This window comes from Bradyrhizobium sp. WSM3983, from assembly GCF_000473045.1.
GTDB lineage: Bacteria > Pseudomonadota > Alphaproteobacteria > Rhizobiales > Xanthobacteraceae > Bradyrhizobium.
This window is the reverse complement of record NZ_AXAY01000028.1, coordinates 44,336-64,645: the sequence shown is the minus strand read 5'-3', so window position 1 is coordinate 64,645 and position 20,310 is coordinate 44,336. Positions and strand designations below refer to the sequence as shown.

23 protein-coding genes are annotated in these 20,310 nt (G+C 65.8%); 9 read left to right on the top strand and 14 right to left on the bottom strand.

Translation table 11 applies throughout. The features are described 5' to 3' along the window. Positions 1–29: 29 nt before the first annotated feature. On the bottom strand, positions 30–860 hold the full coding sequence (locus YUA_RS0130975; RefSeq protein ID WP_027534182.1) for a dienelactone hydrolase family protein: 831 nt from the start codon (positions 858–860) through the stop codon (positions 30–32). Positions 861–1,042: 182 nt separating this feature from the next. Here YUA_RS0130975 and YUA_RS0130970 point away from each other — a divergent pair, with 182 nt between their 5' ends. After that, on the top strand, positions 1,043–1,270 hold the full coding sequence (locus YUA_RS0130970) for a DUF2093 domain-containing protein (protein WP_027534181.1): 228 nt from the start codon (positions 1,043–1,045) through the stop codon (positions 1,268–1,270). 16 nt (positions 1,271–1,286) lie between these two features. Here the strand turns inward: YUA_RS0130970 and YUA_RS0130965 are convergent, their stop codons facing one another. The 7 genes from YUA_RS0130965 to YUA_RS0130935 all read right to left on the bottom strand — a co-directional run bounded on the left by YUA_RS0130965 (position 1,287) and on the right by YUA_RS0130935 (position 7,293). Further along, positions 1,287–1,595, bottom strand: a complete 309-nt coding sequence (locus tag YUA_RS0130965) for a hypothetical protein (RefSeq protein WP_027534180.1) — start codon at positions 1,593–1,595, stop codon at positions 1,287–1,289. A 176-nt stretch (positions 1,596–1,771) separates the two neighbouring features. Then, a complete protein-coding gene (lpxK, locus tag YUA_RS0130960; RefSeq protein WP_027534179.1) occupies positions 1,772–2,788 on the bottom strand; it encodes a tetraacyldisaccharide 4'-kinase in 1,017 nt (338 codons plus the stop codon). Next, positions 2,781–4,097, bottom strand: a complete 1,317-nt coding sequence (locus YUA_RS0130955) for a 3-deoxy-D-manno-octulosonic acid transferase (protein ID WP_027534178.1) — start codon at positions 4,095–4,097, stop codon at positions 2,781–2,783. Before YUA_RS0130955 ends, lpxK begins: the two co-directional genes overlap by 8 nt. After that, positions 4,090–4,803 (bottom strand): lysophospholipid acyltransferase family protein, encoded by a 714-nt coding sequence (locus YUA_RS0130950; protein WP_027534177.1) that lies wholly within the window; start codon positions 4,801–4,803, stop codon positions 4,090–4,092. The genes YUA_RS0130955 and YUA_RS0130950 overlap by 8 nt, the downstream gene beginning before the upstream one ends. Further along, positions 4,800–5,045 (bottom strand): DUF4170 domain-containing protein, encoded by a 246-nt coding sequence (locus YUA_RS0130945; RefSeq protein WP_011090249.1) that lies wholly within the window; start codon positions 5,043–5,045, stop codon positions 4,800–4,802. The genes YUA_RS0130950 and YUA_RS0130945 overlap by 4 nt, the downstream gene beginning before the upstream one ends. Before the next feature lie 60 nt (positions 5,046–5,105). Beyond that, positions 5,106–5,915: a 3'(2'),5'-bisphosphate nucleotidase CysQ gene (locus tag YUA_RS0130940; RefSeq protein ID WP_027534176.1), complete on the bottom strand. Its 810-nt coding sequence runs from the start codon at positions 5,913–5,915 to the stop codon at positions 5,106–5,108. After that, the gene (locus YUA_RS0130935; RefSeq protein WP_027534175.1) at positions 5,902–7,293 is read right to left on the bottom strand and encodes a TldD/PmbA family protein; all 1,392 of its coding nucleotides are present in this window, start codon (positions 7,291–7,293) and stop codon (positions 5,902–5,904) included. The genes YUA_RS0130940 and YUA_RS0130935 overlap by 14 nt, the downstream gene beginning before the upstream one ends. Positions 7,294–7,572: 279 nt before the next feature. Here YUA_RS0130935 and YUA_RS0130930 point away from each other — a divergent pair, with 279 nt between their 5' ends. Beyond that, positions 7,573–8,091, top strand: a complete 519-nt coding sequence (locus YUA_RS0130930; RefSeq protein ID WP_027534174.1) for a DUF6101 family protein — start codon at positions 7,573–7,575, stop codon at positions 8,089–8,091. Here YUA_RS0130930 and ubiA read toward each other — a convergent pair. Together ubiA and YUA_RS0130920 are read right to left on the bottom strand one after the other, a co-directional pair. Next, positions 8,088–9,020 (bottom strand): 4-hydroxybenzoate octaprenyltransferase, encoded by a 933-nt coding sequence (gene ubiA / locus YUA_RS0130925; RefSeq protein WP_027534173.1) that lies wholly within the window; start codon positions 9,018–9,020, stop codon positions 8,088–8,090. The two genes, YUA_RS0130930 and ubiA, sit on opposite strands and share 4 nt — an antisense overlap. Further along, complete coding sequence (locus tag YUA_RS0130920; protein WP_027534172.1) at positions 9,017–9,676, bottom strand: hypothetical protein; 660 nt, start codon at positions 9,674–9,676, stop codon at positions 9,017–9,019. The genes ubiA and YUA_RS0130920 overlap by 4 nt, the downstream gene beginning before the upstream one ends. Before the next feature lie 210 nt (positions 9,677–9,886). Between YUA_RS0130920 and YUA_RS0130915 the strand changes: the two genes are divergently transcribed. Then, positions 9,887–10,642 (top strand): 16S rRNA (uracil(1498)-N(3))-methyltransferase, encoded by a 756-nt coding sequence (locus YUA_RS0130915; protein WP_027534171.1) that lies wholly within the window; start codon positions 9,887–9,889, stop codon positions 10,640–10,642. 15 nt (positions 10,643–10,657) lie between these two features. Here the strand turns inward: YUA_RS0130915 and YUA_RS0130910 are convergent, their stop codons facing one another. Both YUA_RS0130910 and YUA_RS0130905 read right to left on the bottom strand, forming a co-directional pair. After that, positions 10,658–11,602, bottom strand: a complete 945-nt coding sequence (locus YUA_RS0130910) for a helix-turn-helix domain-containing protein (RefSeq protein WP_035972301.1) — start codon at positions 11,600–11,602, stop codon at positions 10,658–10,660. A gap of 73 nt (positions 11,603–11,675) precedes the next feature. Then, positions 11,676–12,176: a hypothetical protein gene (locus YUA_RS0130905; protein ID WP_027534169.1), complete on the bottom strand. Its 501-nt coding sequence runs from the start codon at positions 12,174–12,176 to the stop codon at positions 11,676–11,678. Positions 12,177–12,569: 393 nt separating this feature from the next. Here YUA_RS0130905 and YUA_RS0130900 point away from each other — a divergent pair, with 393 nt between their 5' ends. From YUA_RS0130900 to YUA_RS0130880, 5 genes are all read left to right on the top strand, one after another. Continuing rightward, positions 12,570–13,721 (top strand): ATP phosphoribosyltransferase regulatory subunit, encoded by a 1,152-nt coding sequence (locus YUA_RS0130900; RefSeq protein WP_027534168.1) that lies wholly within the window; start codon positions 12,570–12,572, stop codon positions 13,719–13,721. Positions 13,722–13,724: 3 nt separating this feature from the next. After that, positions 13,725–14,702, top strand: a complete 978-nt coding sequence (hisG, locus tag YUA_RS0130895; RefSeq protein ID WP_027534167.1) for an ATP phosphoribosyltransferase — start codon at positions 13,725–13,727, stop codon at positions 14,700–14,702. 87 nt (positions 14,703–14,789) lie between these two features. Continuing rightward, positions 14,790–15,836, top strand: coding sequence for a glycosyltransferase family 2 protein (locus YUA_RS0130890; RefSeq protein ID WP_027534166.1), 1,047 nt, complete (start codon positions 14,790–14,792; stop codon positions 15,834–15,836). After that, the gene (locus tag YUA_RS0130885; protein WP_027534165.1) at positions 15,833–16,678 is read left to right on the top strand and encodes a ChbG/HpnK family deacetylase; all 846 of its coding nucleotides are present in this window, start codon (positions 15,833–15,835) and stop codon (positions 16,676–16,678) included. The genes YUA_RS0130890 and YUA_RS0130885 overlap by 4 nt, the downstream gene beginning before the upstream one ends. Before the next feature lie 125 nt (positions 16,679–16,803). Continuing rightward, the gene (locus tag YUA_RS0130880) at positions 16,804–17,631 is read left to right on the top strand and encodes a DUF2076 domain-containing protein (RefSeq protein ID WP_027534164.1); all 828 of its coding nucleotides are present in this window, start codon (positions 16,804–16,806) and stop codon (positions 17,629–17,631) included. A 70-nt stretch (positions 17,632–17,701) separates the two neighbouring features. On the opposite strand, the gene YUA_RS0130875 is transcribed toward YUA_RS0130880, so the two are convergent. Further along, complete coding sequence (locus tag YUA_RS0130875; RefSeq protein ID WP_027534163.1) at positions 17,702–18,517, bottom strand: L,D-transpeptidase; 816 nt, start codon at positions 18,515–18,517, stop codon at positions 17,702–17,704. 313 nt (positions 18,518–18,830) lie between these two features. Here YUA_RS0130875 and YUA_RS0130870 point away from each other — a divergent pair, with 313 nt between their 5' ends. Continuing rightward, positions 18,831–19,610, top strand: a complete 780-nt coding sequence (locus YUA_RS0130870) for a protein phosphatase CheZ (RefSeq protein ID WP_027534162.1) — start codon at positions 18,831–18,833, stop codon at positions 19,608–19,610. A gap of 119 nt (positions 19,611–19,729) precedes the next feature. On the opposite strand, the gene YUA_RS0130865 is transcribed toward YUA_RS0130870, so the two are convergent. Beyond that, a complete protein-coding gene (locus YUA_RS0130865; protein ID WP_027534161.1) occupies positions 19,730–20,251 on the bottom strand; it encodes a hypothetical protein in 522 nt (173 codons plus the stop codon). Positions 20,252–20,310 lie beyond the last annotated feature (59 nt).

Here is a 20,310-nt window from a genome sequence, read left to right as displayed (position 1 = left end):
CTACGGCGCGACAAGTCCGCTCATCCGAGCTACCGCGCCAGCCACTCCGCGACTTCCTTCTGCGAGTCCGCGCGCGCTTCGGAATCGGTGCCGAGATGGCCATGCTCAGGAGCGGCGGCATCGGCGCTGCTGGCGGCCGCATGCAGCGGCGTGTTGGCGCGGTCGAAATCGTGGTAGGCGCCGGGATAGACCACGATGCGCGCGAGCGCGCTGCGGCCGTGGGCGCCGTCCACCATTTGGCGGCAGGCCGGCGGCGACGAGACGTCGTCATTGGCGCCGATCAGCACCAGCGTCGGCATCCGCGTGCTCCAGCCCAAGCCAGCTGAGATCCGGCAATCCGGATAGAACGCGATCGCGGCACGGAAATCCGGTCCCGCATCACGCGCCACGCTCTGCGGACGCACGGCCCAGAGCAGCGCGCTGGCGCCGTTGGCCCAGCCGATCAGGCTGACACGGTCGCGCACCACCCAGTTCTGCTTCATCAGCCAGGCCCGCGATGCCGCGATGTCGGTAACGCGCTCGCGCCGCGCCTTGACGCGCATCTCCTTGACGCGGCATTGCGGCCCGAGCTCGCGCGAGCCGTAGCTGTCCGGCAGCAGCACGGCATTGCCCGCCCTAAGCAGCCGCTCGGCCCAGTCGCGATAGCGCGGCTGGACGGAATCAGAATGGCTGCCGAGGCCGCCGCAGCCGTGCAGCGCGATCACGGTCGGAAACGGCCCCTCGCCCTCGGGCTTGAAGAGTTGCGCATGCAGCACGCCGGACGACAGGGGAATCTCGACCTGCTGCGGCGCAGGCGCCGGCGACGCATGCGCGGCCGATATCAGCAGCGTCAGGAACAGGGCGGTCAGTCGAAGGCGCATCGGACTCTGTCGCAGGAGGTGCCGCACGGCCTCAAGAACTATCATGCGAAAACGGCGGCAAAACATCACAAACCGGTGGGTTTAACGGGCGGACAAGCCACCCTATCTATGCTACATCCGGTCCAACACATCGTGCCCCGCAAGGTTTTCCAAACGGGGTCCATCCACGGAGACTTTCGACCGTGCTGAACAAGTTCGGCCCCTCGGGCCATGGCGAAGCGCAGGTGCAATATCTCGACGGCGATTTCCGCGTGATCTCGCCCGGGACTTTCGTGCGCTGCGCCATCACCGACACGCGGATCCCGCTCGACGAACTGAAATACTGGAGCGTGGATCTGCAGGAGGCCTACGCGACGCCCATCGCCGTGCTGCAGCGGCATTTCCCCAACGCGCCGAAGCCGCAGTCGTGAGGCTTCGCCCGCATGGCTATTGCTGCTCGGGACCATCCGCGCCCACGCACGTCTTGATCGCGCTCTTGCGCGCTTCGCCGACCACCTTCTGATCGATCGCCTGCTTCAGGCAATCGACCCGCGCCTGCGCCACGCAGATCTGCATCTGGTCGCGCTTGTCCTGCCCCTTCAGATTTTGCGTCGTGGCGAGACAGGTTACGCGCTTGGTCGCGGGAACCGGTACCGTGGCGCCTGGAGCAGCGGGCGCCGGCGTCGTTTGTGCAAACACCGGCGCAACAATCAGACACACAAGGCTGGCGGCCAGGGCCGCGAGAGGCAATTTCATCGAATTCTCCGAGATCGTGTGAGATCGATAGGAGCATTGCGATGAATGTCGGCTGAATAACGAACTGTTGTAGGGTGGGCAAAGCGCAGCGTGCCCACCATTCACTCCGGACGTGAAGATAGATGGTGGGCACGCTTCGCTTTGCCCACCCTACGAGAGCAGCGCCAGTAGCGCGTTCATCGCCCGGAGAAGCGCCGCTCGCGCGCTTTGTAGAGATGGTCGCTGATCAATTGCCGCAGCGTGGCCGGGTCGTCGAATTCGAGCTGGACGGCGAACGGCACGATACCATCCGGCACGTCGCTCGTGCCGCGCAGGCGGGCGAGATCCTTTTCCGTCGTCACCAGCATGAGCTGCTCGCGCTGGGCGTCGGCTGCGAGCGCGGCGAGCTCGGGCTGCGAAAACATGTGGTGATCGGCGAAGCAGCGCGTGCGTGCGACCTCGACGCCGCTGGCGCGCAAGCTGCGGAAGAAGCGCTCGGGATCGCCGATGCCGGCAAAGGCGAAGACGGGCTTGCCGAAGAGTTGCGCGACCGCGGCCGCATCCGGCTTCAGGCGCGCGCGCAGCACCGGCTTGCCGCGCGCGGAAATCTCGGCCGCGACACCGTCCGCGGCGTGGCCGTCGCCGATCAGCACCAGCGCGTCGGTGCGCGAAAGCTGCGCCCTCAGCGGCGCGCGCAGCGGACCTGCCGGGAACACCTTGCCATTACCCAGGCCGCGCTCGCTGTCGATCACGATCAGCGAAGCGTCCTTCAACAGAAGCGGATTCTGGAAGCCATCGTCCATCAGGATCACGGTGGCGCCTTGCGATTTGGCGAGCGCAACGCCGTCGAGGCGGTCGCGCGCGACCGCGACGGGGACGTCGCGCACCATCATCAGTGGCTCGTCGCCGATATCGGCGGCGGTGTGACGCATCCGATCGACCATCACAGGGCCGTGCAAGCGTCCGCCGTAGCCGCGGCTGAGCACCACCGGGGTCTCGCCAAGCTCGCGCAGCAGCTTCGTCAGTGCCAATACGGTCGGCGTCTTGCCGGCGCCGCCGACATGGTAGTTGCCGACGCAGAGCACGGGGATGCCAGCGTCAAAACCCTTGCGCGCCATGCGGCGCGCGGCGATGGCGCCATAGAGCGCGCCCAATGGGCTGAGAAGATGCGACTTCGGGGAACGCGGCCGGTACCAGAAGGCCGGCTCACGCATTGGCGGCTCCCATCTCGATCCGCAACTGCATCAGATACGGCTCGAGCGCCATCATGGTGCGATCGAGCGCGCCGCCGAGCTCCGCGACCACGCCGGCGCCCGCACGCTGCATCTTGTCGCGCACGGTCGGGTCGGCCAGCAACAGGCCGAGCTGCTTGACCAGCGCCTCCTGCGTGTCGGCCTGGCGCGCCCCGCCGCTTTCGTCGAGTGCCGCATAAAGTTCGCTGAAGTTGGCGACGTTCGGCCCGTGGACGACCGCGGCGCCGAGCTTGATCGCCTCGATCGGATTCTGGCCGCCCTGCCCGACCAGCGACTTGCCGATGAAGACGATCGGCGACAGGCGGTAGAACAGGCCGAGTTCGCCCATGGTGTCGGCGACGTAGACGTCGGTCACAGCCGTCGGCAACTCGTCGCGCGAGCGCAAGGCCGGCTTCAGGCCCGACGCCGCGATCATGCCCGATATCGATGAGCCGCGCTCCGGATGACGCGGCACGATCACGGTCAGAAGTTGCGGGAAGATACCGACGAGGCTGCGATGCGCAGCGACCAGCATCTCGTCCTCGCCCGGATGGGTCGAGGCCGCGACGACGATCGGGCGCCCGCGCGTCATCGCCATCAGCCGTTCGAGTTTGGCGGGATCGGCCGGCGGCGCCGGCACGTCGAACTTGAGATTGCCTGTGGTGACGACGTCGCGGCTGCCGAGCGTGGAGAAACGCTCCGCATCGGTCTTCGACTGCGCAAGGCAGATGTCGAAGCGCGACAGCAGCGCCGAGATGGTTTCGTGCATCCGCCGCCAGCGCGGGAAGGAGCGCGGCGACATCCGCCCGTTGATCAGCACCATTGGCAGGCGGCGCGCCGCGCCCGCCAAAATCAGGTTCGGCCAGAGGTCGGATTCGATGAACAGCGCCAGCGACGGCTTCCAGTGATCGAGGAAGCGCGCGACGTAGCGCGGGGAATCATACGGCACGTATTGATGGATGACGTCGGGCGGAAATCGCTTTGCAACAATGGCGGCCGAAGTGACCGTGCCCGAGGTGAGCAGGATGCGCAGATTGACATCGCGTAAGCGCTCGATCAGCGCGGCCGCGGCCAACACCTCGCCGACGCTGGCGCCGTGGATCCAGACCAGCGGGCCGTGCGGGCGCACGTCCTGGGACAGCCCCCGCCGTTCGCCGACGCGCGCGGGATCTTCCTTGCCCTGCTTCAGCCGCCGCTTGATCAGCGCAGGCGCGAGCGGCACCAGGCCGGTGGCCAGGCGCTGATACATCCGCAGCGTCATGGGCAGCGATTTGGGCAGCGCATTAGCCATCTGCAGGTCCCGGACGGCCGAGCTGCGCGTAAGCGCGGCGGGTCGCTTCGTTCAGCGTGTCTTCCAGCTCTTGCCGCAGCGCTTCCATGGTGGCGGCATCGGCATCCGGCGGCACGTGGATTTCCTTGATGCCGACCAGAGCGCCCCGCCCGAACGGCAGGTTGATGGTGGTGCGGTCCCAGTTCTTGAGCCGGATGAAGCGGCTGGTCGCCATCGCGAAAGGCATGATCGGCCGCCCCGATTCCCGTGCCAGCATGATGATGCCGAGCCCGGCCACGCGCGAGCGCTTGGGGACATCGGCGGTCAGCGCGACATTACAACCGTCCTGCAGCGTGTACACCATTTCCCTGAAGGCGCCGACGCCACCTTTCCGGTGGAAGGCGCCGCCGTGATCTCCGGAACCCCGGATGAGGCCGATGCCGAGCCGCTCGACGGCGATCGCGTTGAACTCGCCGTCGCGATGCCGGGAGATCAGGACCTTGGCCCGGTAGGAGTCCTTGTTCTTGATGAACGGGGTGAGGAAATGCTGGCCGTGCCAGAACGCGAAGATCGCCGGGATCTGCGGCTCGACGATGTCATAGACATCGGGCGGATCGAACGTAAACTTGTTGGTCCGCCAGACCAGACGCAGATATTCGGCCGCCAGGACCCCGACGGCACGCTGAAACCAGCTGCTCCGCAGCGTATTGCGAAGCAGTCTTTTCAACGCGCCTTCGTTTCTTGATTCGGGTCGAGCAGCCGGTGGAGATGAACGATGAAGTAGCGCATCTGGGCGTTGTCGACCGTGCTCTGCGCCTTGGCGCGCCAGGCGACGTGGGCGGACGCATAGTTCGGATAGAGGCCGACGATCTCGACGTCGTCCAGATTCTTGAAGGTGTTGTGCTCGAGATCGAGCAGCTCGCCGCCAATGACGAGGTGAAGCAGTTGTTGCGGGGCACTATCTGGCATGGGTTCTGTTCCTAAGAGGCTGCCCGGCAAAGCAGTGTTCGACAAGCACGACGACAGCGCTCAGGCCGGGGGACGGTTTCGAAAATGCGCGACAATGCTCGCATGACGATCGCGTCCCGCTGCCACCAGCACCCCGTGCGTCACTTCCCGACGATTATAGAGGATGGGATCTCCGGAGAGGTCGCTCATCCTACCATCCGCTTCCTGCACGATCAAATCGGCCGCCGCAAGGTCCCAATCATGGCTATTGCCACCCGCAAAAGCCGCATCCAGCCCGCCATTGGCGACCCGGCAAAGCCGGAGCGCCAGCGAACCGATTCGCGGATGCAGCTTGATGTCGCCGCGGTTGTTGAGTCGCTCGACCATCGGCTTCGGGCCGGCGACCCGGGCGAAGTCGAGCGCGATCCCGCCCGTCGCCCGCACCGGCTTGCCGTTGAGCGTGGTGCCCTGGCCGCGGGCGGCGAAAAAGAACTCGCCGCAGGTCGGCGCGAACACCGCGGCCAGCACCGGCGAGGCATCCTCGACCAGCGCGACGCTGACGCACCATTCATCGTGGCCGTTGAGATAATTGCGGGTGCCATCGATGGGATCGACCACCCAGGTCAGCCGCCGAGACAGCCGCGTGGCGTCATCGACGCTCTCCTCCGACAGCCAGCCATAATCCGGCGTGGCGCCGCGCAAGCGTGCTTCCAGGAGATCGTTGACAGCGATGTCGGCTTCCGAGACCGGCGAGGACGCGCCCTTGATCCACTTTTTCAGCTCGGTGCGGAACATCGACTGCGCGAGGCTGCCGGCCTCCCGCACAGTGTCTTGCAGCAGCGCCGCGTCGCGCGTCAGGATCGTCGCGTCGAGAGTGTCAGCGTCCGCCAAGCGTCAGTCCCTCGATGCGCACCGTCGGCGCATTGATGCCGTAGCGGAACTCGAGATTGTTCGCGGGCTGCATCGACTTGAAGATCTCGAACAAATGGCCCGCGATCGTCACCTCGCTCACGGCATAGGTGAGCTCGCCGTTCTCGATCCAGAAGCCGGAGGCGCCGCGGCTGTAGTCGCCGGTGACACCGTTCACGCCCGAACCGATCAGATCGGTGACGTAAAAGCCCTGTTTGATGTCGGCGATCAGCTCGGCCGGCGTCGGCGTGCCGGGCTCGAGATGCAGATTGTACGGCCCGGGCGATGGCGAGGACGAGACGCCGCGATGGGCGTGGCCGGTGGTGGTGAGGCCGAGCTCGCGCGCGGTGGCGCAGTCCAGGAGCCAGGTCGTCAGCACGCCTTCGTCGATCAGCGCGGTCTTCTTCACCGCGACACCCTCGGCGTCGAACGTCTGCGAGCGCAGGCCGCGCTTGCGCAGGGGATCGTCGATGATGCGGATGTTCTTCGCAAACAGCTGCTGGCCGAGCTTGTCCTTGAGGAAGCTGGTCTTGCGCGCGATCGAGGCGCCGTTGATGGCGCCGACGACATGGCCGACCAGCGAGCCCGCGACGCGCGGGTCGAACACCACGGGCACCTTGCAGGTCTCGACCTTGCGCGGATTGTAGCGCGCCACGGTGCGCTCGCCGGCGGAGCGGCCGACCACTTCCGGCGACAGCAGATCGGCTCCATGCGGCGCCGAGGTGAAGTCGTAGTCGCGTTCCATGCCGGTGCCTTCGCCGACGATCGCGGTCGCCGAGATGCCCTGGCTGGAACGCAGATAAGAGCCGTGGAAGCCGGTGCTGGTGACGAGCACCATGCCGCCCATGCCGGCGGAGGCCGAGGCGCCGCCGGATTTCGACACGCCCTTCACGGCAAGTGCCGCGGCTTCGGCTTCGAGCGCACGACGCTCGAGCTCGGCGGTCGCGGGCACATCGGGATCGAGCAGATCGAGATCCGGGAAATCGCGCGCGAGCAGCGCGGGATCGGCGAGGCCGACATATTTGTCGTTAGGCGCGACGCGCGCCATCGCCACCGCACGCTCGGCCAGTTTGACGACGGCATCGCCGCTCGCGTCATTGGTCGAGACCACGGCCTGGCGCTGGCCAACCAGCACGCGCAGACCGACATCGTCGCCCTCGGAGCGCTCGGATTCCTCGACGCGGCCGTCGCGCACCTCGACGCCTTGCGAGATGCCGCGCACCGCGACCGCATCGGCCGCATCCGCGCCGGCGCGCTTCGCCGCCTCGACCAGACGCTGCGCGAGATCGGAGAGCGCGGACTGATCGAACAGGTCGCGATTGGCTTTAGGCGAAAGCGTCGAGCTTGGTGAAGGGTTCACAAACGAAATCCTGTTGGGGCGCGGGAGGTTTCGGGGCGATCAGGGGCCCTGAACACCAGATGTGCCCAAATGGTGCGGACTTCAAGCATTATCAGCCTGCAAAAGGCTCAGATTCGCGCCTTCCACGCAACGTCTCGTCAATCATGCGCGCCAAGGTCTTGTCAATCATGGCGGGCGGTGACGCTGGATTAACCAGCCTTTTTAAGTGGTTTCGGAAACCGCCGCGCTAAGGTCTTCGCATCGACCGGGAACATAATCCTGGCGGGGAGAATGAAAGCCGTGAGGCGTCAAACAGCAACATGCGGGGCCAACCCCGCCGGGTCGAGCCGCGATCTGCGGCTCGACCCCCTTTCCCTTCCGGTCCGCTTCGATGCGCATGATCCGCGCGCCGACGGATACACCAGGCAAATCGAGCTTCATCGCGAACGTGTCGTGCTGCGCCGTGCCGTCCGCGGCATGCAGATGGCGATCAACGTCCGCGTCAGTGACTTCACCGGCGTCGCACTGCGCGGCAATGACGAGGCGCAGACCCTCGTCCTGGTGCATCGCGATCCTTCGTTGTCCGTTCCGCTGCTGGTCAGTGCCGATGGCGACGATCTCGCCGAAGCCTGGGCGATCTGGAGCGAGCTCTTTGCGCTGCCGCAACTCGACGAAGGTGCCCGCAAGCCGGCACCGCGTCGCCGTCGCCGCAACGCGATCCGCGACCGCCGTCCGAAATTCCTGATGCGCCGTCGCACCGCCATGACGCGCGAGCTGCCGGTTCATCGCGAAGAACGCGAGATCATCGCAAGGAACTAAGCCGCTCGCGTCACCGCGTCGACAAGCAATCCCGCAAACAGCAGCGCCCCCGCATGCTTGTTCGAATAGAACAGCCGCTTGCACAATTCCGGGTCGTCGATCTTCAAGCGCACGATCTGCGACGCCAGATGCACGGCGAAGGCCGCAAGCCCGATCCAGGCCGGCCAGCGCGCATCGCCTGATGCCAGCGCGACACCGATCAACATCACCGATAACCCGTAGAACAGGATCAGCGCCTGATGCGTGTGCGCACCGAACAGGCGCGCGGTGGACTTGATGCCGATCAGCGCGTCGTCCTCGGCATCCTGATGCGCATAGATGGTGTCATAGCCGATCACCCAGGAAATCGCGCCGGCGTAGAGCACCAGCGCGGTGACGTCGAGGCGTCCGAAGGTGACGGCGAAGCCCATCAGGGCGCCCCAGGAGAAGGCGAGCCCGAGCACGATCTGCGGCCACCAGGTGATGCGCTTCATGAAGGGATAAATCGCAACGATCAGAAGCGAGGCGATGCCGGTCAGGATCGCGAAGCGGTTGAACTGCAAGAGTACCACGAGCCCGATCAGGGCCTGCGCGAGCATGAAGGCCAGCGCCTGTTTGGTGGTCACCTGCCCCGAGGGCAGCGGCCGCGAGCGGGTGCGCTCGACCTTGTCGTCGAGGTCGCGGTCGGTGATGTCGTTCCAGGTGCAGCCGGCGCCGCGCATCACGAAGGCGCCGATGAAGAACAGCACGATGACAAGCGGCAGGCGATGGACATCATGCGCCATGCCGCTGGCGAGTGCGGCCGACCACCAGCACGGCATCAAGAGCAGCCAGGAGCCGATCGGACGGTCGAAGCGCGACAATCGTAAATAAGGCCGCGCCCATTGCGGCGCGAGCGTATCGACCCAGTTACCGGTGGAATCGGCAACGCGGGCGGATGCGTCGCTCATCGGGTGAGGACGTTGCCGTTGAGTGTGTCGAAGGTGCTGCCGCCCTTCTTGCCGGCATTGGCTTCCGGTGCCGAGCCCGAACCCACCACTTCGCTCAGCGACGGACCGGCCGGACCGCGCGGCTGGTTCTGCATCTGCTGCGCAACGTTGCAGACCTTCGTCGCCATGGCCTCGGTGTTCTTGTGGCCGTCCTTCATCTGGGCGCCGACGTTCGGCGGGATTCCGCATTTGGCGGCATGAACCTCGATGTACTTGATCATCTTGGTCTCAGCCTGGCTGAAATTCCGGATCAGCTTGCAGGCCTCGTCCGGCGGCGCGTGACGATCGCTCGCGGCCTTGATCAGCTTTCCGCGCTTCTCGGCTTCCTCGCGGAGCGGCATGAACGCCTTCATGCAATCCTCGCCCGGACCGCCCTGCGTCGGCGGCGCCGCGCTGAAAGCGCCGGCACCACCGATGGGCGCCGCGCCGTTGGTCGGGAAGGAAGCTTGCGGCGCACCGCCGATGGAGGCGACCGGCGCCTTTCCGTTCACGGGCGGAAACGCGGAATCGGTTGCGGCCTGGTTCGGCAGCGGCGCCGGGAACCCCTGAGCATGAGCGCCCGCGGCACCCATGGTGACCATGGCGGCAGTAATCGGAACCATCAAACGACGGATCATCAAGATAGTCTCTCCGGCAGGAGCTTACGGGGTTCGGCGTCTTCCCAATTGAAGCGCGATCAGCGTGCTCGCGATTTTACGATTCCCGCCAGCGCTTAACAACCCGTCGAATAGGGCAAGAGCGCGGCGCGCCGACGCACCAATTCGGCAATATTACCCCCGAAACGGCTGCTTTCGGTTAAGAACGGCTCCAAATCGGACTTTTGATCAATGCCCTCCCACGATTTTCGCGCCCCCCGCCTGTTCGTCGAGCTCCCCCTGGCCCTGGATGTCAGGGTTCCGCTCGACCGTGACCAGAGCAACTACCTCGGCAATGTGCTGCGGCTTGCCGCCGGAGCGGAGGTTTTGGCCTTCAACGGCCGCGACGGCGAATGGCAGGCCGCAATCGAAGGCCGCAAGCGGCCCGACAACCTCGTCATCCTCCGGCAAGTCCGCCCCCAGGATCGGCTGCCCGACCTCGCTTACGTCTTCGCCCCGCTCAAGCATGCCCGGCTCGATTACACGGTCCAGAAGGCCGTGGAGATGGGCGCCGCCGTCCTGCAACCGGTCCAGACCCGATTCACCCAGGCCTCCCGCGTCAACACCGAGCGCATGCGCGCCAATGTCATCGAAGCCGCCGAGCAATGCGGGATCCTGAGCCTCGCCACCGTGGCCGAACCCGCGCCGCTCGAGCGCTACCTCGGCCAGCGCCTCGCCGACCGCCTGCTGGTGTTCTGCGACGAGGCGGCCGAGGTCGAGAATCCCATCCGGAGCCTGCAACAGGCGCGCGCGTCCGGGCACGGTATCGACGTCCTGATCGGCCCCGAGGGCGGCTTTGCCGAAGAAGAGCGGGCCCTGCTGCTGCGCCAGCCCAATATCCTGCGGCTGGCGCTCGGCCCGCGGATCCTGCGGGCCGACACGGCCGCAGTGGCGGCGCTGGCGCTGGTGCAGGCCGTGCTGGGCGATTGGGGCGGCACGGGCGATTAGGTCGCGATTTCCCGGCTAGCTGCGCTCCCGCACAGCTCGATGCAGAGTCTCGGACGGCTGCTCGCCGAACGCCGCCCGGTAGCTCGCCGCGAACTCGCTCAAATGCCAGAAGCCATGGGCAATGGCGCAGGCCTTTACGCTGCGCCGTCCCGGGCCGGTGCGCAGCTGCCGGCGCACCGACCAGAGCCGCAGGACCCGGCTATACCGATGCGGGCTCATCCCGCAGATGGCCTGCGTCGCACTCTGGAGGGTCCGAACCGACACGCCCACCCGCTCGGCCATTTCGGTCGTCTTGAGCCAGATCGTCAGATCGTGCCGGATCAATCTCTCCATGTCGGCGACGATCCGCAGATAGCTCTCCGTCGTGGCATGCACGGACCTGCTGTCCACGCTGGTCTGGATGGCGCCGTCGATCGCGCCGAGCAGGGATTGTTCGACGACCGCTCGCGACGTCGGCTCATTCAGGAAGTCCGGATCATTGGCGGCGGTTTCGAGCGTTGCGGAGATCAGGCTCCGCAGGGAGGCGAGCACGTCCGACGCCGGGCTCAGCAAATGATAGCCATCCAGTCGAGACCAGGGCCCGCACGCGGGCGGAGTGAAGTAGGCGACACCGATCAGACGGCCGACCGGCTCATAGACCAGGCAATCGGACGCACCCTTCAGAATGACGATCGAGCTTCCGATTGACTGCCCATTGATGCGGGTCGAGGTCACGTGGTCCATCGGCACCACCACGGCGGCGGCATGCGCCAACTGATAACCGCGAATGATCCGCGGGAAGGTCTTCACCAGCGACAGGCTCAGGGCCGGCAGACTGAGCCGCGCGCGCATGATCGCGGTCGACCCGGCAGACAGCGGCATGCTGGACGCACCGGCATATCTCTCACTGTCGCCGAAATGGTCGATGTCATACGACTGGAGCTCGAGCGCCGAGGATGGCTTGAGACCCTGGAAGGACAACAAGCGCTCCGCAGCGCCTTTTTGAACTCCGTCGCCAGCAATGTTGAGATGGCTTTGATCCATGTCCTACCGCTTACTTCGCCTTCGCCACGACGACTTTGGCGGCACTCAGATTATCCGGTCCGTTGATGCCGGCGCGCTTGAGATCGCGAAGCAGCTTCGTCAGCAGCAGCATGTTGGTCTTCTGTAGCTCGTGGTTATTGCCAAACTTGAATGCGTTCTGCTCGGTCACGATCAGCCCAGCCTTGGTCTCAGCGAGAATCTTCCGCCTCTTCAATCCCGCCACGCGACGGCGGACCGTCTCCAGCGGCAGGCTGAGGAAGCGAGAGAGTGCCGCGCGGGACACGCCCTGCTTGATCGTATCCGGCTCGACCGTGTGAATGCTGGAAAACTCCTCGTCCAGCGACGGATCGTTCATCACATTGATGACGTTCGCATTGAGAATCGCATGAACGATCAGAAGGTCCATCGGATCGAATTCGCCGTAGTTCCGGAACATCTCGCTGATCGAAAACAGCATATAGGCCAGCGTGTGTCGCGAGACCGTCCGGATGATATCAGAAGCATTGCGCATGAATCAGAAACCAGCATTCATCTTGTAAACGAAGGCAGCCGTCAGCGTATCATCCCGCCTACCCAAATTGAGTATGCGACAATCGAGTGCGGACGGATGCGGGAGACGCCCCTAGCCGACTTGAATGAGCACGAAACAGCCTTGCGGCGTCCCGGCGCCATTGGCAGCGCGGAAAATCCGGAATAGGGTATTAAATTACCTTAGCTCCAGTCGGTGGGGCGAATCCGGGCCCGATCATTCGGACGGCTCCAAAGTCGTTAAGCGATTGATCTTTTGGAGGTCGAAACCGTTTTCCGGCCATGGTAAGGGCTGCGCCAATTCCCGTGCCTCCCGCTTGGCGCCCCTTTGACCTCCCCTTGCCCGCCCGGTTCCGCCGGGACGATGGATCCCGAGATGACCGCGACTGCCACCTCGAATGCTGCCGGCTCCGCCGCCTGGGCGGATACGCTGCTGCTGTCGTTTGCGCAGGCCGGCTACGTCAGGGCCGAACCTGCCATCCTGCAACCGGCCGAGCCGTTCCTCGACCTGTCCGGCGAGGACATCCGCAAAAGCCTCTATCTGACGACGGACCTGTCCGGCGAAGAGCTCTGCCTACGCCCCGACCTGACGATCCCAGTGGCGCGCGACTACCTCGCGTCCAGCCGCGCCGGCCAGCCGGCCGGGTTCAGCTATCTGGGTCCCGTGTTCCGCTACCGCAGCGGACAGGCCAGTGAATTCCTCCAAGCCGGAATCGAGTCGTTCGGCCGCCAGGATCGCGCTGCCGCGGATGCCGAGACGCTGGCGCTGGCGCTGGAGGCGACCGCTGCTTTCGGCGTGCGCGACGTCGAGATCCGCACCGGCGACGTGGCGCTGTTCAACGCCTTGCTCGACGCGCTCGACCTTTATCCGGTCTGGCGCCGCCGCCTGGTCAAGGACTTCCATCGCAAGATCAGCCTCGAGCGGGATCTGGAAGGGCTGGCGCGCACCACCGCAACCACGCGCAGCGAATATGAGGGCGTGCTGGCCGCGCTCGCGGGCTCCGACCGCAAGGCGGCGCTGGCCTTCGTCACCGATTTGATGTCGATCGCCGGCACCACCAATGTCGGCGGCCGCACCACGGCCGAGATCGCCGACCGCTTCCTCGAGCAGTCGACGCTGAAGGGCGGCGCGCTGCCGCGCGAGGCGATTGCCGTGCTGAAGGGCTTCCTGTCGATCTCGGGCAATCCGGACGATGCAATTGCCGGGCTGCGCGCGCTGACCGCCGATGCAAAGCTCGACCTTGCCGGCGCGATCGACCAGTTCGAGAGCCGCGTCGGCTTCATGGCGGCGCGCGGCATCGACGTGAAGAATACGCGCTTCTCGACCGCGTTCGGGCGTGGCCTCGACTACTACACCGGCTTTGAATTCGAGTTGCATCACAAGGGCAACGGCGCCGAGCCGCTGGTTGCCGGTGGCCGCTATGATGGACTGATGACCCAGCTCGGATCGCCGGCGCCGATCCCGGCCGTCGGCTTCTCGGTCTGGGTGGACGCGCTGACCAGGATCGGCCGCAAGGTGGGAGCTTAAGTCATGAGCGCGCCATTCGTTCTGGCCGTTCCCTCCAAGGGCCGCCTCCAGGAAAACACCGAGGCCTTCTTCGGCCGTGCCGGGCTCAAGCTGTCGAAGGCCGGCGGTGCCCGCGACTATCGCGGCACGCTTGCAGGCCTCGACAATGTCGAGGTCGCCTATCTCTCGGCGAGCGAGATCGCATCGCAGCTCGCCCGAGGCTTGGCGCATCTCGGCGTCACTGGCGAAGATCTGGTGCGCGAGAATATCGCCGACGCCGACAGGCACGTGTCGCTGATCGACGGGCTCGGCTTCGGCTATGCCGACGTCGTGGTCGCGGTGCCGCAGGCCTGGATCGACGTTCGTACCATGGCCGACCTCGACGACGTCACCACCGGCTTCCGCGAGCAGCACCACATGCGGATGCGGGTCGCGACCAAGTTCGTCAACCTCACCCGCACCTTCTTCCAGAACCACGGCATCACCGATTACCGCATCGTCGAAAGCACCGGCGCGACCGAAGGCGCGCCGGCGGCCGGCAGCGCCGAGCTGATCGTCGACATCACCACCACCGGCGCGACGCTCGCCGCCAATGGTTTGCGGGTGCTCGACGACGGCGTGATCCTGCGCAGCCAGGCCAATCTGGTCGCCTCGAGGGAGGCCGACTGGTCGCCGCAGGCCCGCGAGACCGCGCGCGTCATCCTCGATCACATCGCAGCACGGGCGCGGGCCAACAAATACCGCGAGGTCCGCACCCGCTTCGCGCGCTGCGACGCGGCGCTGCTCGGCGAAGCCCATGGCCGTTTCGGCGTCGAAGCTCCGTTCGGCGGGCCGACCTCGTCCGGCATGCTCACGCTGCACTGCCCACCCGGGCAGCTTTATGCGCTCGCGAGCTTCCTGCGCGAACATGGCGCCGAGACCGTCTCGGTGGTCTCGCTCGACTACGTGTTCGACCGGGAGAACCCGCTGTTTGCCAAGCTCGAAGCGTTCCTGCGGCGGTGAGCCTCAGGTCCGTTCAGCGTAGCGACAGCAAACGGCAGCTACCATATGCTGTTGAATGACTTTGAACGCCCTCTGGAACCTTGATCGATGACGCTGGGCTCTGACGTTTCCGGCCTGACGACCACCGCGGCAAGTGCCGCCGCGAAGGGGCTGTCGGTTGTCGTCCCCGTCTATAACGAGGCGGCGGGCCTCGCCGTGCTGCACCAGCGCATCTGCGATATCGCCAAGACCTTGCGGCAGCGCTACCGGCTGTCCTGCGAGGTCGTCTATGTCGACGACGGCAGCGCGGACGCGACGCTGTCGATCGCCCGTTCGCTGCCGGCCGACGCGATCGACGTCCAGGTGGTCTCGCTGTCGCGCAATTTCGGCAAGGAGGCCGCGCTGATGGCCGGCCTCGACCATGCGCGGCTTGGCGCCGTGATGTTCATGGACGGCGACGGCCAGCATCCACCGGCGCTCGTCGAACAGCTGGTGCGGCACTGGATCGAGGACGGCCATGACGTCGTCTATACGGCCAAGGCGCATCGCCATAACGAGCCTTTCCTGCGCCGCGTCGCCGGGCGCGGCTTCTACGCGCTGATCAACTGGGGCGCGCGCCAGAAGATTCCGGAAGACGCCGGCGACTTCCGCCTGCTGTCGCCGCGCGCGGTCGCGGCACTCAGGCAGCTGCCGGAGCGCAACCGCTTCTTCAAGGGTCTCGCAAGCTGGATCGGCTTTCGCCAGATCCGCGTCGACTACGAGCCGGCGCCGCGTGTCCATGGCGTGACGACCTTCAGCGCCGCACGTCTGCTCGGTCTTTCGATCGAAGGGGTCACCTCGTTCTCGGTGGCACCGCTGCGCTTCGCCAGCCTGCTCGGCGTGATCCTCGCCGGCGGCGCCTTCCTGTTCGGCCTCTCGATCCTCTGGGAGGTCTGGACCACCGGCAAGCAGGTGCCCGGCTATCCCTCGCTCGTGATCGGCCTGATGACGATCGGCGGCGTGCAGCTCATCATGATCGGCATCGTCGGCGAATATATCGGCAAGATCCTCTCCGAGCTGAAGGCGCGTCCGATCTACTTCGTCGCCGAGCATAGCGAAAAGCGCTTTGGCGCCGAAGAGGCCGGCGACGCATCGAACAGGACCGCGGCCGAATGAGCGCGGCGGCAGCGCCGCGCCGGATCTGGCTCTGCGCCGACGATTACGGCATCAGCCCGGGCGTCAACCGCGCCATCCGCGACCTGATCGAGCGCGGCCGCCTCAACGCCACCTCGGTGATGATGGTGGGCCCCGCGATCGAGCGCGGCGAGGTCGACGCGCTCCAAGCCGCAGCCAAGACCAGCCCGCGCTGCGCGATCGGATTGCACGTGACGCTGTCGGCGCCATTCCGGCCAATCACCATGCATTTCCGTCCGCTCGACGGCGACATGTTCATGGCCTTTCCAAAGCTGCTGCGCGCGGGCTTTATGCGGCGGCTCGACCGTGAGTTCTTCCGCAACGAGGTGAGAGCGCAACTCGCGGCTTTCGCGGAAGCCTTCGGCCGCGCGCCCGACTTCGTCGACGGCCATCAGCATGTGCAGCTGTTTCCGCAAGTGCGCGACGGCTTTATCGATGCCGTCGGCGAAGCGGCGCCCAACGCCTGGGTGCGCCAGGGCGGACGCAACCTGCCGCTGGCGCAGCGGCTGGCGTCGCCAAAAGCGATGGTGCTCGATGTCCTCAGCGCACAATTCCGCCGCCAGGCCGCCCGCGCCGGTCTCGCGTTCAATCCCGCCTTTGCCGGCGCCTATGATTTCACGCGCACGGCCGATTTCGGCGATCTGATGCGGCAGTTCCTGGAAGGTCTTCCCGACGGCGGCCTCGTGATGTGCCATCCCGGCTTCGTCGACGAGGTCCTCACCGGCCTCGACCCGATGACGGATGTCAGGGAACGCGAGCATGCCTATCTTACGAGCGACGCCTTCGTGCAGCTTCTTGCAGCCAGTCACGTGACATTGGGATGAAACCGGCGAAAGCCAGCCCGCGGGGCAGTCTGTCGCATACCGAAATTTAATCCGGCCGCCACTGTTGGGGCCACAATGGAACCCTACATCCCGGTGGCGCTTGTTTCGCGCGAGGGAGACAGATCATGACGCCGCAGGAACGCCAGCTCGTCGACGAGCTTTTCGACCGGCTTTCGAAACTGGAAAATGCACCGCGCGATCCCGACGCGATCGCCGCGATTTCGGACGGGCTGCGCAAGGCGCCGGGCGCAGTCTATGTACTGGTGCAGACCACGCTGTTGCAGGATGAAGCGCTGAGGCGCGCCCATGACCGCATCCAGGAGCTGGAAGCGGCCCATGCGCCCGAGCAGGCCCAGTCCGGCGGTTTCCTGGATACCATGCGCGACACGTTGTTCGGTTCGAGCCCGTCGCGCGGCTCGGTTCCGAACGTGCCGCCGCGCGAGCAGCGACCGGTCTGGAACAGCGGCCAGGCGACGCAGCAGGCTCAGCCGGGATACGGCCAGCCGCCTTATGGTCAGGCTTACGGACAGGGCCAAGGTTATGGCCAGGGCTATGGCGCCCCGCCGGTCGGCGGTGGCGGCGGCTCGTTCCTGGGCACGGCGGCGGCAGCCGCGGCCGGTGTGGTCGGCGGCTCGCTGCTGCTCTCCAGCATCCGCGGCATGATGGGCGGCGGATCGCATCAGGCCTTCGGCGACACCAACGCCTTGGGCGACCGCAGCCCGTGGGGCGGAAGCGACCAGTCCGGCGGCTCGCTCGCCCGCGATGCCGGCCTCGACGACGTCGGCTCGAACCGGGAGTCCCGCCAAGATTCTCATCAAGGCTTCTTCGATCAGGCGTCGAATGATCGCGACGGCAACGATCAGAACGACGATAACAACGACAACGGCAATACCGACCTCGCCGACGACAGTGATTTCGGCGGCGGAGACGACGGCGGCAGCGATTACGCGTGAGGCTGCTCTGAGCCGCCAGACAAAAACGGCCGCCGATGAGGCGGCCGTTTTCATTGCGAACGTCAGGTGATCACATCACCACGACCTTGGTGCCGACATTGACGCGGCCGTAGAGGTCGATGACGTCCTCGTTGCGCATGCGGATGCAGCCAGAGGAGACGTTGGTGCCGATGGTCCAGGGTTCGTTGGAGCCGTGGATGCGGTAGAGCGTGGAGCCCAGATACATCGCGCGCGCGCCGAGCGGATTTTCCGGGCCGCCCTCCATGTGCCGCGGCAGATCGGGACGGCGGGCGATCATTTCCGCCGGCGGCGTCCAATCCGGCCATTCGCGCTTCGCCGTGATCGACTTCACGCCGGACCAGGTGAAGCCCTCGCGTCCGACGCCGATGCCGTAGCGCATCGCCCGGCCGTTGCCCTCAACGAGATAGAGGAACTTGTTGTTGGAATCGACCACGATCGTGCCGGCACTTTCCTTGCCGCTATAGTCAACGAGCTGTTTCTCGAATTTCGGATCGAACGGACGCTGCCGCGGATCGATTGCCTCCTGCTGGAGACCTGCGCCTTGCTGATATCCACCCTGCATCTGCGGCTCGCCCATCGGCGGCAGGCGGCGCGGATCGTTGTAGGCGGGCTGCTGCTGATAGATCGACTGCTGCGGCGCATAGGCCGGGCCGCGGCCGGGTCCATCGCCGAACAGGAACTCGATGAAGCCGCCGCCCATGTTGGCATTGGAGGCGACGCGCACCGGCGCCGGGGCGACCCGCGGCTGGTAGAGCACCGCAGGCGGATCGTTCGGCACGGTATTGTCGAAAGCTGCGGCGCGATCGGCGCCGACAATGAACGCGCAAGCGCTGCCGAGCAGCGCGACAGTCATTTTCTTGAACATCGACGTACTCTGTACTGTTTCGTCTAGTTGCATTCGCCGCCGAACGCGGCTGGCTGATCCGCGTCCTCGACGTGGTCAATAAAGAGCAAACTCCGTTTCGTTTGGTAAACGTATCAGGCGTTTCGATTCACCACGTCGCGAGCGGCGGGGCAATTTCGCGATCAGCGTTTATTTTCGATGAACGCCTCAAGTGCATGGTTAACCGCCCGTTTTCACGCCGTCGCGCGCGGCCGCACAACGGTTCCGGCTGTGAACCTCGTGTTAAATTGCTTCTGCCTACAAAGACGCGTGAGTGAGGTGGGGGGAGTTCCTGATGGCTATTCACCGCAAACGTTTTCGTGTCGAAGAGGCTATTGTCGGCGAGATGCCCAGCCCCGAAATGATTGAGGAGGCAGCGCCGATGCACAGCGAGATCATGGCGGAGCTGCGTGCGATCCGCGCACAGATGGCAAAGGGCGCGGTGCCCTTGACCGGCAGCGCAGCGATGGCGGCGATCGACGCCTCGACGGCCCAGGAGCTTTCGGACGCACGCACGATGCTCGATACCTATCGGGCCCAGATCGGGCAGTGCGAGAAGCTGAAGGTCGAGCTCGACCTCATCCACGACGCCATCGACCGCACCAAGCGCGAGATCGCGACCCTGCACGGCAAGAGCTTCGACGGCGGCGAGATGGCCAAGGTCAATGGCGAGCTCGGCGCGGTGGTCGGCGGTACCGAACAGGCGACCCAGCAGATCCTCGAAGCCGCCGAGTCGATCGACCAGGCGGCATCCGCCCTCGGCAAGGTCGACTCGATCGACCAGCAGAAGCGCCTCGCCGACGACATCCAGGAACGCGTTATCTCGATCTTCGAGGCCTGCAACTTCCAGGACCTGACCGGCCAGCGCATCAGCAAGGTCATGACCACGATGAAGTTCATCGAGCAGCACATCAATGCGATGATGGACATCTGGGGCGGCGTCGACGCGATCAAGTCCCACGTGCCGGCGCAGGTCGACACCCGCAGCGAGGACGACAAGCTTCTCAACGGCCCGAAGCTCGCCGGCGACGTCGGCCACGCCTCGCAGGACGACATCGACGCGCTGTTCGACTGAGCAGACGCGACAGAGAGACAACAAAACGCCGGCGCGAGCCGGCGTTTTTTGTTTTTGGGACCATAGGCCGCGGCGTACTGGATGCCCCGCCTTCGCGGGGCCTGACGATGGAGAGAGTACTACGCCCGCGGCGCGCAGCGGACGTAGACCATGTTGCCGTAGCGGGTGGCGGCGTCCTTGTCGACGAAGCGGGTGATCATGACGCGGCCGTCGAAGGAGACGATCTCGCGGTCCTGCTCGCCCGGCGTCGGACCGGACGGGCCGATATAGTTCTTGCCGCTCGGCGAGCCCTTCAGCCGCAGCTCCTGCGGCGTCGCCTGGTCGGCCAGATGCATGACCACGCCGCCGGAGGTGCCGGCGCCGATCACGTAGGGATTTTTGCACTGGGCTCGCGCTGCCGCTTCGGTGCGGGCGCGGTCGGCCGGGTTCTGGAACGAGGCAAGGCCCCAGCGGCCGACGATCTCGTCGGCGCGGATCGAGGCCGGCATCTCCGGCGCGACGCCGGGCTCGGTCTCGGGCGCCGGCTGGGACGAGGAGAAGGACGGCAGGCTCATGCCGCCGCCGCAGGCGCCGAGCAGCAGCGCCAGGCATAAGGCGACGGCCAGATTGGCAACCGTGCGCGCGTGAGCTGAACTGATCATGGCATTCCCCCGAACAAGACCATGGCCGCATCGCTCCCGCAGCCAAGCGCAAAATCACT

What these genes read in the sequence shown, in the direction of transcription:
- YUA_RS0130945 (WP_011090249.1), bottom strand. Translation starts at nt 5,045, where the DNA reads ATGCCAGATAGTGCCCCGCAACAACTGCTTCACCTCGTCATTGGCGGC.
- hisG (WP_027534167.1), top strand. Translation starts at nt 13,725, where the DNA reads ATGAGCGCGCCATTCGTTCTGGCCGTTCCCTCCAAGGGCCGCCTCCAG.
- YUA_RS0130880 (WP_027534164.1), top strand. Translation starts at nt 16,804, where the DNA reads ATGACGCCGCAGGAACGCCAGCTCGTCGACGAGCTTTTCGACCGGCTT.
- YUA_RS0130965 (WP_027534180.1), bottom strand. Translation starts at nt 1,595, where the DNA reads ATGAAATTGCCTCTCGCGGCCCTGGCCGCCAGCCTTGTGTGTCTGATT.
- YUA_RS0130905 (WP_027534169.1), bottom strand. Translation starts at nt 12,176, where the DNA reads ATGCGCAATGCTTCTGATATCATCCGGACGGTCTCGCGACACACGCTG.
- lpxK (WP_027534179.1), bottom strand. Translation starts at nt 2,788, where the DNA reads ATGCGTGAGCCGGCCTTCTGGTACCGGCCGCGTTCCCCGAAGTCGCAT.
- YUA_RS0130870 (WP_027534162.1), top strand. Translation starts at nt 18,831, where the DNA reads ATGGCTATTCACCGCAAACGTTTTCGTGTCGAAGAGGCTATTGTCGGC.
- YUA_RS0130865 (WP_027534161.1), bottom strand. Translation starts at nt 20,251, where the DNA reads ATGATCAGTTCAGCTCACGCGCGCACGGTTGCCAATCTGGCCGTCGCC.
- YUA_RS0130875 (WP_027534163.1), bottom strand. Translation starts at nt 18,517, where the DNA reads ATGTTCAAGAAAATGACTGTCGCGCTGCTCGGCAGCGCTTGCGCGTTC.
- YUA_RS0130890 (WP_027534166.1), top strand. Translation starts at nt 14,790, where the DNA reads ATGACGCTGGGCTCTGACGTTTCCGGCCTGACGACCACCGCGGCAAGT.
- YUA_RS0130900 (WP_027534168.1), top strand. Translation starts at nt 12,570, where the DNA reads ATGACCGCGACTGCCACCTCGAATGCTGCCGGCTCCGCCGCCTGGGCG.
- YUA_RS0130955 (WP_027534178.1), bottom strand. Translation starts at nt 4,097, where the DNA reads ATGGCTAATGCGCTGCCCAAATCGCTGCCCATGACGCTGCGGATGTAT.
- YUA_RS0130975 (WP_027534182.1), bottom strand. Translation starts at nt 860, where the DNA reads ATGCGCCTTCGACTGACCGCCCTGTTCCTGACGCTGCTGATATCGGCC.
- ubiA (WP_027534173.1), bottom strand. Translation starts at nt 9,020, where the DNA reads ATGAGCGACGCATCCGCCCGCGTTGCCGATTCCACCGGTAACTGGGTC.
- YUA_RS0130920 (WP_027534172.1), bottom strand. Translation starts at nt 9,676, where the DNA reads ATGATCCGTCGTTTGATGGTTCCGATTACTGCCGCCATGGTCACCATG.
- YUA_RS0130885 (WP_027534165.1), top strand. Translation starts at nt 15,833, where the DNA reads ATGAGCGCGGCGGCAGCGCCGCGCCGGATCTGGCTCTGCGCCGACGAT.
- YUA_RS0130915 (WP_027534171.1), top strand. Translation starts at nt 9,887, where the DNA reads ATGCCCTCCCACGATTTTCGCGCCCCCCGCCTGTTCGTCGAGCTCCCC.